Raw genomic sequence first — 13,432 nt, 5'->3', positions numbered from 1 at the left:
TGCAAATTATTGTGTAATCCACAATTTTGTTGTGTTCAGATTAGTTCCACCTGCTGCAGCCTTAAAGTTGTCGGCATTGTAAGTGATTTCATCTTCCGGATACACAAAACGTTGATACGAAGCAAAGTTACCTGTGTAATACTGTGTGTTAGAAGTTGACATCGGTGTTTTGTCACCGGTTCTTCTTTTCAAGGTCCAGGCATCAAATGGTTGTCTGAACTGGTCGATCCACAACTGCGCGTAAATCTGTGTCAAAGCTTTGGCAGGATCTGCTGAGTAAGCTACCACAGTACTATTTACCAAAGTATTGATTTCAGCATCAGTAGCAGTAGCAGAGGCAGGTTTTGCAACTGTCCATACCGCAGATCTGAACGCAATGCCTTTCCACATACTTACAGAGGCTTTGATACCGGCTTCATATTCAGCTTTAGCAGTAGCCGCGTTGGCTGCTACACCCAGACCTCTGTTATAAATTTCAGCTTTGATGAAACGAACCTGTGCAGCCGTAAGGATTAACTCAGGAACTGTAGTTAAATCCTGTTCGAAATAAAGGTTCACAGGTGAGTAAAGGTTACTTGCACCTTTATCGCTCCATGCTGCATAGCGTTTTATATCATACGGAGTACCACCTTCTGTTGGTGTTACACCTGAAACCGGGTTTTGCGGATACGCAGCCCATTCGCCGGCATTATTTGGCTCGTAGAAGATACGTGCACGTGGGTCAAAAATACCACTTCCGTCTTTGTTGTCGTTGGCTGACATCAGGCTCCACATAGTAGAACCCATTCTTAAATAACAGTTAGCCGAAAACGACCACTCACGCCATTGAAGAGAAAGGTTCAATTGAGAAGGCCAGATACCTACGTTGTCAGTATCACTCAACAATGGTTTGCTAAGCGCTTCAGTGATATGAGGAGTTGCCAATGCCTGATCTTTACTATAAATGGTAGTAGCAATATACAAACGCAAGCTGTTGGCGAATTTAACCCACATTGAAATATCACCTTTGAAAAGCGTTTCATAGTTGCCTAATGAAACCTGAGAAGCATCGCTTTTCAAGTTATCAACTGCCCATTTCAAGTTGGTCAGGATATCGGCATAGATTTCCTGCTGCGTGTTGTATTTAGATTTATACACACCTACACCTTTATCGGCTGCTAAAGCTGCATAACCAGCCTCTTTGTAAGGCACTGCGCCAAAATAATTAGTCAATTTGAACGACTTATAAGCCATGATGGTTTTCAACATCGCCGATACATTGTTCATTGAACTTGGGTCTGCAGTTTTCGCAATGCGGTCTTCAATTACTCTTACGTTTGCAAGGGTATAGTAGTAGTTTTCCCATACTGCACCTCTGGCGTTATCGTAAGGATAAGAACCCGAAGTGATAGCTGCCTGCTGTGTAATAGGGTACAACCAGGCATTCATTACTGATTGCTCACCGCCTGTTAATGGTAATGAACTTACCACCGCATTGAACATCTCAGGAGTTGAGGCGCTGTTGGGTTTGTCCCACGGAGCATTGACTTCCTCAAAATCGTTCTTACATGATACTGCCGTAATCAGTAAGGTAACTATAAATATTTTTGAAAGATATTTCATGATTCTGTGTTTAATAGATTATAACCTTGCTTTTAATGAGAAACCTAAATCACGAGTACCCGGGTATTGCGACCATTGGAAACCTTGTGCGTTACCAATACCGTTGATAGCCTCAGGGTTCATTCTGTCAGGCAAGGTTGTGAATAAATAGAACAGGTTACGACCAACAAACGAAACGTCTAATCCTTGTAAGAAGCCGGTACGTTTCACGATAGCCGATGGCACAGAGTAAGTAAGGTTCAACTCACGAAGTTTAGCCCACGAGTTTTCGAAAACCAGGTTGCTTCTTGGCATTTTTACGTTCGACCAACCCATATACTGACCTGCATATTTATACATGTAATGTACTACGTCTGTGTTTTTGGTACCATCTGCAAACACACCTTCAAGAATTACACCGTGGTTGGCTGTGCTTCCGTCAGGATAAGTGTATGGCAAGCCGCCACCATTTCTTTCAACCAATGTGCTTGGCGACAATCCGTGGCCCATTGAAGCACCGTAGTCAGCAGAGTAAATATCACCACCCCATTTAAAGTCAGTCAGAACATACAGGCTGAAGTTTTTGTAACGGAAAGTGTTAGTTAAACCACCGGTTAGTTTCGGAGTAGTATTACCAAGCGCTACAGGGTCAGCAGTTGTTACGTATTGTGTACCTACCACTTTGCCGGTAGTTTTATCAAGTACAGGTTGTACTACTTTTTGTCCGTTCAGGTAAGTATAGTCATAACCGTAGATAGTACCATAGTTTTCACCTGCTTTTACGTACATCAAACCACCGCTGGTTCCCCAAAGGTCACCCAGAGGATAACGCTCGATGCCTTCTGCCAATGAAATAACCTTGTTTTGGTTATGAGCACCGTTAAAGGCAAGATCCCATCTGAAAGAACCGCTGCTTACTGGCGTAGCTCTCACGATAAACTCAAAACCTTTGTTAGATAACTCTCCGGTGTTGAATGTAACCGCAGTAGCACCAGACGAAGTAGCCAATGAAGAGCTCAAAATCTGGCTGGTTGCTCTTGTTTGGTAGTAGGTCAATTCCATGCTCAGTTTACCTGCAAGGAATCCTAACTCTGTACCAATCTCAAACGACTTGTTTCTCTGTGGTTGTAATAAACCGGCAGGAGGCAAAGTAGTTTGCAAGCTGCGCACAGGCAGGCCGCCAAATGAAGTAGCTGCAGTACCATTAATAGTATTAGTAACGGTAGATGTATTGTAAGTGTATTGTGTTAAATACGGGTTAGTACCGTTCGCACTTTCAGCCAATGAGAATTTCAACTTACCGTAGCTTAACAGATTCTGATTTTTGAATGCATCAATCGCTTCTGTGAACACAAAGCTCAAGCTTCCTGATGGGAAGAAGTAAGATGAAGTAGCAATCGGAAGGGTAGAAGACCAGTCATTTCTGCCTGTTAATTGTAAGAACAGATAGTTGTTGTAAGAAAGATCTGCAATACCAAACAACGAGTTAAGGTTCAGATCATATCTGGTTTCACCGGTTGTGATCTTGGTTTTATCCAAGTTGTTGTTCAGATAGTATTTGAAAGGTACGTCGAAGTTACCGGCGTTCCAGGTGTTTACACCGTGGCTTCTGCTGCGAAGTGCCGAGTTACCGACTAATACGCTACCGTTGAATTTCGAACCGAACAGACCGTCTTTATGCAAGGTAGTGAAAGCCTCGAAGTTCAGGTCAGTGTTGTTAATGTTCTCCATACCGTAAGCACCCTGAATACCTGCTACGTCTACCGGAGTATTTTTGCTCTCGATGCTGGTAGTCGATTGGTTTAATGAGGTACGACCGGCGATGTTCAACCATGGAGTGATATCAGCCGACAGGCGGATTGAACCCAACAACTGGTTACGAGAAAGTCTCTGGTTGTTTTCGTAGAATTTCCAGAACATATCCTTAAACGCGTTGTTGTTGTAAGGATAATATTTGAACGGAGAGCTTTGATCGAAAAGATTTTTGCTACCGTCAGCTAATTTGTAAGAATCCAATTCTAACGGAATGTAATCGCGTGATATCCCGTGAATCATGAAGTTAGCCCAACCGTTATCGTTAGCTGACTCAGGGGTGTTCAAACGGTTATAATTAGTGTAGCTGGTAGTGATTTCAGCTTTTACTTTTTTCGAGATATTCAACGACGAACCTAAGTTAACGTTGGTTTGGTCGTAGTTACTGTTAGGAACAATAGCTTTGTTATCCAGTCTGGTTAAACCAACTCTCAAAGTTCCGTAGTCACCACCACCGCTGAACGATAGGTTGTGCGTAGTAGTATTACCAGTGTTGAAGTAAGCTTTTCTGTTGTCTGGTTGTGGCGCCCATTTACGTTTCACACCATCCCACCAGATAAGTTCAGTACCATCCAATTTATGTCCCCATGAAGAGGCAGGGCCATACCAGCTGAAAATATCCCATGATGAATAACCACCCGGAATCGGGCCACCGCTACGGTAGTTGTTGTTTACATCCTGTGCATCCCAAGGGTAATTGCCCGGGTAACGCAACTCACCTGTAGAAGTTGTCGGGAATGGCTGAGTAGCTGACCAAAGTGCAGAAGCTCCACCATATCCGTATTCGTTTTGTACATCCTGGAAGCGATAAGCAGTAGTTGATAATGAAGAGAAGTTATAGTCTAAACCGAAACCGTCTCTTTTACCACCTTTTTTGCTGGTAATCATGATTACCCCGTTAGCACCACGCGCACCATAAAGAGCAGCTGCATTGGCACCTTTCAGTACAGTGATATCTTCAACCTCGTCTGAGTTCACGAAGTTCAGGAACGAACCCCAGTCTTTAGGGCTGGTTACGTCACTGCTTTTACCTTGTGTGCCACCTACAGGGTCGTTTTGAACCTGAATACCGTCAATAACGATCAAAGGCTGGTTGCTGCCCAGGATACTGTTGTTACCACGGATAACGATTCTCTGAGAGCTACCTTGTACACCATTCGGTTGTGAGATATTCAAACCGGCAGCTTTACCCATCAAACCTGAAGCGATATCAGGCGGAGCAGCTTGTACCAGGTCTTTCGAGGCTACTTTCTGAGCCGAATAACCGATTGATTTTGATTCTCTTTTGATACCAAGAGCAGTTACTATTACCTCATTCAATTGCTTGGTATCTTCTGCTAATTCAATATCAATAATAGAACGACCATTGATGTCGATATTTTGAGTAGTAAAACCAATGAACGAAACAACGATAGTACTTTTCAGATTGGGTACATTGAGTGAGTACTTTCCTTCTGTGTCGGTTATGGTTCCGTTAGGCGCACCTTTAACGGCCACGGAAACGCCGGGCAGCGGCTCTCCATTTGAAGTTACCTTACCTGTGATGGTCTGGGCTAATACTGGCAGGCTAAAACCCATCAATAGTATTAACACCAGCTTTGGTAAAAAATTTCTCATATAATTTGACTTGGGTTAAAAATGATTGCTTGAAATTCAGTAATTTTTATCTGACGGCTCATTTTCAGAATTGGCATTGAAGCAGAACAGGAAAATGACCACTCAGTGAACGCGGTTCCTCTATGCCGGAGTCGGCAAAAGCAGGTGACATTGGCTTAAGAGTGACCTACTATATACTTTGCTTCCATAGTAAGTTTAGATTTAGTTTAATTTTTAGCTATACTTTGACGATTTAAGGTTAAACATTCTTAAAAATTAGTACTGTAGCATCTTCCGGCTCCGGGTAGCCAAAGCAGAAGCGGGACAGGTAAAAAATGTAATTTATGTATAGTGGATTTAAGAATGCAATTCAAAAAATTCAATCTAAAATTGATATTGTTATAGTTTAGATTGGCAATAGATTTTTAAAAAAATACTAAATGTGGCTACAAACATAAATAAAAATTGTTTAATAAAAACTAATTATTAAATTATTTTAAAAACATATGAAGTCTTATTAAATTTTATATGATATTTAGGTTCGATTTGCAAAAAAGCGCTATACGTCAATCAGTCTTGTTGTTTTTTTAATAAATTGCTTACTGTTTTTTAAAATTCACCCGAAGCTAAACGAAGATTCATCAGGCTGGCATTTCAGATTACTCCGGCCGGCATGCAATGAACCTAACCTTATTAAATTATTATAAACAATGTCAGAAGTAACATTTGATAATGATATTGAAGTGACCAGCAGAGAGTCGGTCATCGATATTAAAAAAAACAGACAGAAAAAAGGGATCATATCTGAACTGTACTTTAACGAAACCAACACTATTGCTGAACTATCTCATTCATTGCATATCAGCATCCCTTCTATTACAGCCCTCATTGAAGAATTAGTTGAAGAAAAGTGGATTATAGAAACCGGTTTTGGGGTGTCAAAACAGGGGCGACGTCCTGCTATTTACGGTATCAATCCAAAAGAAAAATTTGTGCTGGTGCTTGACATCAACACGCACGACACCAAGGTGTTTCTCCTTAATCTTCGCAATCAGGTGGTTTTCACGCAGGTGTTTGATTTGCAACTCAGAAACAATCCTGTGTTTTTAGAAACGCTATTCTCTTTGGTAGATAACGTAATCGAGCAAAAAATAAGTAAGGGTAAAAAACTGATAGCCCTGGGTGTTTCTATTCCCGGGCTGGTCAATAAGAATACAGGTATTAACTACACTTACAAGAGCCTCAATAGTGAAAATAAATCGCTTGTTAAATCGATAGAAGAACATTTTAAACTTCCGGGTTATGTACTCAACGATTCAAAGGCCACTGCATTTGGTGAATACCGTTTTGGTTTGGCCAAGGGCAAACACCATGTGTTGTCAATCAATGTCGACTGGGGCATTGGTTTAGGAGTGGTAGTGAATGGTGAGATTTTCGATGGCGCATCGGGCTTTGCAGGTGAACTGGGGCATATTCAGGTGAATCCTGACGGTGTGCTTTGTACCTGCGGAAAAGTAGGCTGCCTTGATACCATTACTTCGGCGTCTTCTTTACTGAAAAATATAAAAGACGGACTTCGGCAGGGGAAAGTCTCCAAACTGGGTGAGTTTAAAGACCATATCGAAGATATTAACCTCGAAATGGTGATTGAAGCCGCCCAGCAGGGTGATGCCTTTGCTATCGATATCATTCATAACATAGGTTTGGAACTGGGCAAAGGTCTGTCTATTGCCGTGCACCTGTTTAACCCGCAGATTATCATTATTGACGGCGTACTGTCTAAAGCGCAGAAACTCATCGTTAACCCGATAGAACACGCCATTAATAAATACTGCTTAACCGATTTCAAGGAAGATTTAAGAATCGAAATCTCTCAACTGGGCGAAAATGCCAAAATATATGGCGTGCATACCTACGTGGTTGAGAGCTTACTGAAAGCGGTATAAGGCTTCATATAAGATATATTTCTAAATAACATTTTCTGTTCAATGCAACATCTCGATCGAAGAGCTTTTATCAAGACTACTTCTCTTGCCGGTATGGGCATGCTGGCGGGCGGTAATGCCTTTGCCATCGGTTTTCCGACCGTTCGTGTCGCTCCTGATAAAAGAAATTTCAGCAGTCCGGCCATTGAGGCTACCATTCAACGCATGAAGGTGTCATTAAAAGACCCTGAACTGGCATGGTTGTTTGAAAATTGCTTTCCTAATACCTTAGATACTACGGTTATTTTTAAAACCAAAAACGACAGACCGGATACCTTTGTGATTACGGGTGATATACATGCCATGTGGTTACGCGATAGCACGGCACAGGTTTGGCCGTATCTGCCTTTAATCAAACAGGATGCGCGATTGAAAGACCTGATAGCCGGTGTTATCAACCGGCAGACCGAATGTATACTGATTGACCCGTATGCCAATGCGTTTAATGACGGGCCGGGCAAGTCGGAGTGGTACTCCGACCACACAGATATGAAACCTGAATTGCACGAAAGGAAATGGGAGCTGGATTCGCTTTGCTATACCGTTCGGCTGGCATATCATTACTGGAAAACATCGGGCGATACCAGTGTTTTTGATGCAAAATGGCTACAAGCGGCAAAGTTGATTATTGCCACCTGCAAAGAACAACAGCGTTTTGCAGACAGAGGCAAATACCGTTTCGGTCGCACTACTTCTTGGTCAACCGATACCGTGCCGGGGAATGGCTACGGTAATAATACCAAACCTAACGGATTGATTCACAGTATTTTCCGCCCTTCCGACGACGCCACTCAGTATCCGTTCCTCATTCCGTCCAATCTGTTTGCAGTAGTTTCTTTCCGCCAGTTGGCCGAAATATCGGAGAAAGTAATGCATGATACCGCTTTTGCCGGAACATGCACGGTACTCGCCAATAAGGTTGAAACCGCTATTAAGAAATATGCCATTATTAAACACCCTATTTACGGGCCGATATATGCAATGGAAGTAGATGGTTTTGGCAATTGTCTGTTGCAGGACGACGCCAACGTGCCAAATCTGCTAAGCATGCCTTATCTGGGGGCTTTAAAAGCCACAGACCCGATTTATCAGAACACCCGTCGCTTTGTATTGAGTGGTAGCAACCCTTACTTCTTCAAAGGCAAAGCAGCTGAAGGCATTGGTAGTCCGCATACATTGGTCAACCAGATATGGCCGATGAGCATCATTATGCGTGCCATGACTTCTACCAATGATCAGGAGATTAAAGCGCAGCTGCGTTTTCTTAAAAATACCCATGCAGGCACAGGTTTTATGCACGAGTCTTTCGATAAAGACGATGCCTCTCAATTTACCCGTAAATGGTTCGCCTGGGCAAATACACTTTTTGGTGAACTGCTGCTGAAAATAGAACGCGAACGCCCGCATTTATTGAACGTATGACGAAACGATGTTTCGTCCTTTGGCCTGAGTAAACCAGAATTAATAATTAATATAGATTGACACAGAGAATGAGAAAACAAGATAGAGAAAAAATGGAAAAATCTTTTTTCCATCCTCCCTTCTCACATTCTCCATACTTAGTAAAATGAAAAAAACGCTAATCACTATCTTCATTGCCATTTCGGCACACACACTTTTTGCTCAGCAGCATTCAGAGCAGAATCATGATAAATATGTAATACCCAACGACCCTAAGGTAAAAGAAAAGCTGAACCAATGGCAGAATGTGAAATTTGGTTTAATGATGCACTGGGGTACTTACAGCAAATGGGGCATTGTAGAGAGCTGGAGCCTGTGCCCGGAAGACGAAGGCTGGTGCGAACGCCGCGGGCCTTATAAAGATAATTGGTATGAATATAAAAAGGCTTATGAAGATATACCCAAAACCTTTAATCCGATCCAGTTTAATCCGGATAAATGGGCTGTTGCTGCTAAAAATGCAGGCATGAAATACCTGGTTTTTACTACCAAGCATCATGATGGGTTTGCCATGTTTGATACCAAACAAAGCGATTATAAAATCACCAACACGCCTTTTGCCTCTAACCCGAAGAGCAATATCGCCAAAGAAATTTTCGCAGCCTTCCGCAAGGATAACTTCATGATCGGAGCTTATTTCTCTAAACCTGACTGGCATTCTAACGATTACTGGTGGTCATATTTCCCGCCCAAAGACCGTAACCCGTCGTATCATCCGGCCAAATATCCTGAAAAATGGAAGGCTTTCAAGCAGTTTACTTATAATCAGATTGAAGAACTGATGAGCGACTACGGTAAAATGGATATCCTATGGCTTGATGGCGGTTGGGTGCGTCCGTTCAGTACAATTGACTCGTCTGTATCATGGCAAAAAACGATTCCTTTCGATCAGGATATTGACATGGCACGCATTGCCGGAATGGCACGTGGCCATCAACCGGGCTTGCTGGTAGTAGACAGAACCGTAAGTGGTGAGTTTGAAAACTATGTAACTCCCGAGCAACAGATTCCGGACCATTACATGCCTATACCCTGGGAAACATGTATGACCATGGGGGATTCGTGGAGCTATATTCCGAAAGAGAATTTCAAATCTGCCAGAAAATTAGTTCATATTCTGACCGACGTAGTATCAAAAAATGGTAACTTGCTACTCAATATTGCGCCAAGTCCGGAGGGTGATTTTCACCCTGAGGCGTATCAAAGGCTGGAAGAAATCGGCAAGTGGATGCAGGTAAACGGAGAAGCCATCTATAATACCAGAGGCGATAACGAACTGGGCAAACAAAACAAACTGGTATTTACACACAATGGTAATACTACTTATGCCATTTACAGAGCGGATGAAGGTGAAACACTTCCGGCAAATATTGAAATCAATAAGCTGGCTTTACCCAAAACTGCATCGGTAAGTCTGCTGGGCAGCACAGAGAAATTAAAATGGATAGTAAAGGATGGTAAAATAATTGTTGAGATTCCTGAAAAAACCAGAAAAGCAACAGGTACAAGCTATGCATGGGCGCTGAAAATTAACAGATAATAATCTTATGGATCGTCGGGGATTTCTAAAAAACAGCACTATTGCCGGAGCCATGGTCGGGGTTGAAAGACCTGTTGCACTCCCCCGGAAAAGGGCATTGAGAGTAGCTTATCTATCTGATGTGCACGTTTCACCCATCCGGGAAGCCGAAGAGGGTATGGCAAAGGCTTACCAGAGTGCCAATAGACTTAGCCCCAAGCCCGACTTCATCATGAACGGGGGCGATGCCATATTAGATGCGCTCGAAAACACAAAAGAAGGTACCCGTGAGCAGTTCAACCTCTTTCAGAAGCTTTTGAAGGAAAACAACAGACTGGAAGTAAAACACATGATTGGCAACCATGATATATGGGGATGGTTCAGCAAAACGGAAGATTTGAAAGGCGATCACCTGTATGGCAAGCAATGGGTAGTAGATGAGTTTCAAATGCCTAAACGATACTACTCTTTTACTAAAGGAGGTTGGAAATTCATCGTTTTAGACTCTACTCAGTTATACCCTAAAGGGGGTTTTATGGGTTACATTGATCCTGAACAACTCGAATGGTTAAAGGCAGAATTAGAAGCTACACCAAAGCAGCAATATATCTGTATAGCTTCTCATATACCCATTTTATCAACAGCAGCTAGTTTGTTTTTTGATAAAGAGCCCGAAAACGGTGATTTGCAGCAACCACATTATTTAATACATACTGATGTAAATGCGCTGGTAAAACTATTCAGAAATTACCCAAATCTCAAGGTATGCTTATGCGGGCATTTACACATGCAGGAGTCACTTACCTATTGGGGGGTAACGTATCTGAACAACGGTGCGGTTTCTGGTAACTGGTGGAAAGGTCCGTTCAGAGATTTTGAACCTGCCTATGCCATCCTTGATTTTTATGATGATGGCACAATCGAGCGTAAATTCGTAAAATATTAACATACTCTCAATAACCTAATACGAACAAACTAATGCAATCAAGAAGAAAATTTATACGCTGGTCGGCTTTGAGTTTACCTTTCATGTCGGCAACCAAGGCTTTTTCTAATACGAAGACTGTAGCCAACAAACCGATTGTGGTTTCTACCTGGGATAGCGGCCTTGCTGTAAATGCCGAGGCATGGAAAGTGCTGAAAAAGAACGGTAGAGCACTAGATGCCGTGGAAGTGGCAGCCAATTCAATTGAAGATACCATTAATTGTTGTGTAGGCTTGGGAGGAAATCCTGACCGCGACGGAAAAGTAACGTTGGATGCCTGTATCATGGACGAAAAAGCCAACTGCGGTTCAGTAGCCTTTTTGCAGCATATCAAACATCCTATATCGGTAGCACGGAAACTAATGGAAACTACCCCGCATGTAATGCTGGTGGGTGATGGCGCCTTACAGTTTGCTTTGGAAAACGGTTTCAAAAGAGAGCCGGATAAGCTATCGGCCGATGCAGAAAAAACCTATAAAGAGTGGTTGAAGAAATCAGAATACAAGCCGGTTATCAATATAGAGCAGCAACAGATTAAAGCCAGAAAAAATGGTGGCGGGCCTTTTGCACCGAGCTATTTTGAAGATGGCACAGCCAATCATGATACCATGGGTACCATTGCGCTTGATGCCTCAAGTAATCTTTCGGGCGCCTGTACTACCAGTGGTATGGCTTTTAAACTGCACGGCAGGGTAGGAGATTCGCCCATTATTGGGGCAGGTCTGTTTGTGGATAATGAAATCGGAGCAGCTACTTCGTCCGGTCAGGGAGAAGAGGTAATCAGAGTAGCCGGCACCCATCTGGTTGTAGAAATGATGCGTCTGGGTAAAACACCTGAAGAGGCCTGCAAAATTGCCGTAGATCGTATCGTAAAAATCAATCCTGAAAAAGCCAAAGGTTTTCAGGTAGGCTTTATTGCCATCAATAAACAAGGTGAATACGGAGCTTATTCAATTCAGCATGGTTTTAGCTATTCTGTTACACTTGCTGATGACGGTGGCAAAGTATACATGGCTAAAAGTCATTTTCCTAAGTAACTATTGAAATGATAGCTTGTTAATTCAGATATTCAGGCGTGTCACGGCTTCGAACCATGGCACGCCTTTATTCAACCTATGAAAAAATACCTCATAATCCTTGCAACATTAGTATGTTTACAGACATACGCACAATATCAACCCAATTGGCAGAGTCTCGACCAACGTCCGACACCTGCATGGTTTCAGGATGCCAAGTTTGGAATCTTTATTCATTGGGGTATCTATTCTGTACCCGCATGGGCTACCAATTCAAATGCTGATGGCTTTGGAAGTGGCTATGCCGAATGGTACTGGCAGCGGCTTTTTGCACCCAATCTTAAAATACACAAAGAGTTTGTTGAATTTCACGAGAAGAATTACGGCAAAGCTTCGTATCAGGACTTCGCGCAACAGTTCAAAGCCGAAATGTTTAAGCCCGAAGATTGGGCAAAGATATTCGAGCAGGCCGGTGCTAAATATGTAGTGCTTACATCAAAACACCATGAAGGATTCACACTATGGCCCAGTGCTCAGTCATGGAACTGGAATGCGGTAGATGTGGGTCCGCATAGAGATTTAGCCGGCGACCTGGCAAAGGCAGTGAAAGCCAAAAATCTGCACATGGGGTACTACTATTCTTTATACGAGTGGTTTAATCCGGTTTACAAAAGCGATGTCAATAAATACGTTGACGAACGCATGATTCCGCAAATGAAAGACCTGGTAAGCAAATACCAACCGGATATTTTGTGGACTGATGGAGAATGGGATCACCCCGCTAAAAGCTGGAAGAGTGAAGAGTTCCTGGCCTGGTTATATAATGATTCACCTGTGAAAAACAGTGTGGTGGTAAACGACCGCTGGGGGAATGATACCAAAAGCAAGCACGGCAGTTTCTATACTTCAGAATACGGTCATGGCGGAACTGATAATGCTCCAACCAATGGTTTTGCCCGACCATGGGAAGAGTGCCGTGGGATTGGTGAATCATTCGGCTATAATCGTAATGAGAATCTGGAGGTGTATCAAACTGGTGAGCAATTGATTCATCAACTGGTAGATATTGTAGCACGTGGAGGTAATTTTCTGTTGAACATCGGGCCAACTGCCGATGGCCGGATTCCGGTTATTATGCAGCAAAGATTAAAAGAAATGGGCGACTGGATGAAAGTAAATGGTGAAGCTATCTACGGCTCACGGAAATGGGACAAAACCCCAACATATACCAAGGAAACAAAACTGCATTTTACACAGAAAGGAAAGAATATCTATGCTATTGCCAGCAAATGGCAAGAAAGCATTAGTATTGAAAATGTGGAGAAACCAACCAACGTAAAGCTGTTGGGTTTTGCGGGGGACGTAAAATTTACCCACAAAAACAGGGTGTTGACTATCACGGCTCCACAGGTAAATCCTAATACTATTCCCTGCCAATATGCATGGACTTACGAAATCACCGATGCCCTGAAATAAT

At 42.7% G+C, this 13,432-nt stretch carries 8 protein-coding genes; 6 read left to right on the top strand and 2 right to left on the bottom strand.

Annotation, left to right across the window (positions count from 1 at the left end):
• Positions 1-6: 6 nt before the first annotated feature.
• Positions 7-1,602: a SusD/RagB family nutrient-binding outer membrane lipoprotein gene (locus AC1RRY_RS11755; protein ID WP_492820599.1), complete on the bottom strand. Its 1,596-nt coding sequence runs from the start codon at positions 1,600-1,602 to the stop codon at positions 7-9.
• Between the two features lie 18 nt (positions 1,603-1,620).
• Positions 1,621-5,010 carry a SusC/RagA family TonB-linked outer membrane protein gene (locus AC1RRY_RS11750; protein ID WP_492820601.1) on the bottom strand — a complete coding sequence of 1,130 codons (3,390 nt, stop codon included), beginning with the start codon at positions 5,008-5,010 and terminating at the stop codon, positions 1,621-1,623.
• A gap of 689 nt (positions 5,011-5,699) precedes the next feature.
• On the opposite strand from AC1RRY_RS11750, the gene AC1RRY_RS11745 reads away from it, so the two are divergent.
• The 6 genes from AC1RRY_RS11745 to AC1RRY_RS11720 all read left to right on the top strand — a co-directional run bounded on the left by AC1RRY_RS11745 (position 5,700) and on the right by AC1RRY_RS11720 (position 13,431).
• Complete coding sequence (locus AC1RRY_RS11745) at positions 5,700-6,935, top strand: ROK family protein (RefSeq protein WP_492820603.1); 1,236 nt, start codon at positions 5,700-5,702, stop codon at positions 6,933-6,935.
• Positions 6,936-6,977: 42 nt separating this feature from the next.
• Positions 6,978-8,396, top strand: coding sequence for a glycoside hydrolase family 125 protein (locus tag AC1RRY_RS11740; RefSeq protein WP_492820605.1), 1,419 nt, complete (start codon positions 6,978-6,980; stop codon positions 8,394-8,396).
• Positions 8,397-8,541: 145 nt separating this feature from the next.
• Positions 8,542-9,975 carry an alpha-L-fucosidase gene (locus AC1RRY_RS11735; RefSeq protein WP_492820607.1) on the top strand — a complete coding sequence of 478 codons (1,434 nt, stop codon included), beginning with the start codon at positions 8,542-8,544 and terminating at the stop codon, positions 9,973-9,975.
• Positions 9,976-9,982: 7 nt separating this feature from the next.
• Positions 9,983-10,900: a metallophosphoesterase family protein gene (locus AC1RRY_RS11730; RefSeq protein WP_492820609.1), complete on the top strand. Its 918-nt coding sequence runs from the start codon at positions 9,983-9,985 to the stop codon at positions 10,898-10,900.
• Between the two features lie 32 nt (positions 10,901-10,932).
• On the top strand, positions 10,933-11,976 hold the full coding sequence (locus AC1RRY_RS11725; protein WP_492820611.1) for an isoaspartyl peptidase/L-asparaginase family protein: 1,044 nt from the start codon (positions 10,933-10,935) through the stop codon (positions 11,974-11,976).
• A gap of 78 nt (positions 11,977-12,054) precedes the next feature.
• Positions 12,055-13,431: an alpha-L-fucosidase gene (locus AC1RRY_RS11720; protein WP_492820613.1), complete on the top strand. Its 1,377-nt coding sequence runs from the start codon at positions 12,055-12,057 to the stop codon at positions 13,429-13,431.
• Position 13,432: the final 1 nt, after the last annotated feature.

It is taken from the genome of Emticicia sp. GW821-FHT11C11 (genome assembly GCF_058808615.1).
The sequence above is the reverse complement of the archived record's forward strand: the minus strand, read 5'-3'. Positions and strand labels throughout refer to the sequence as shown.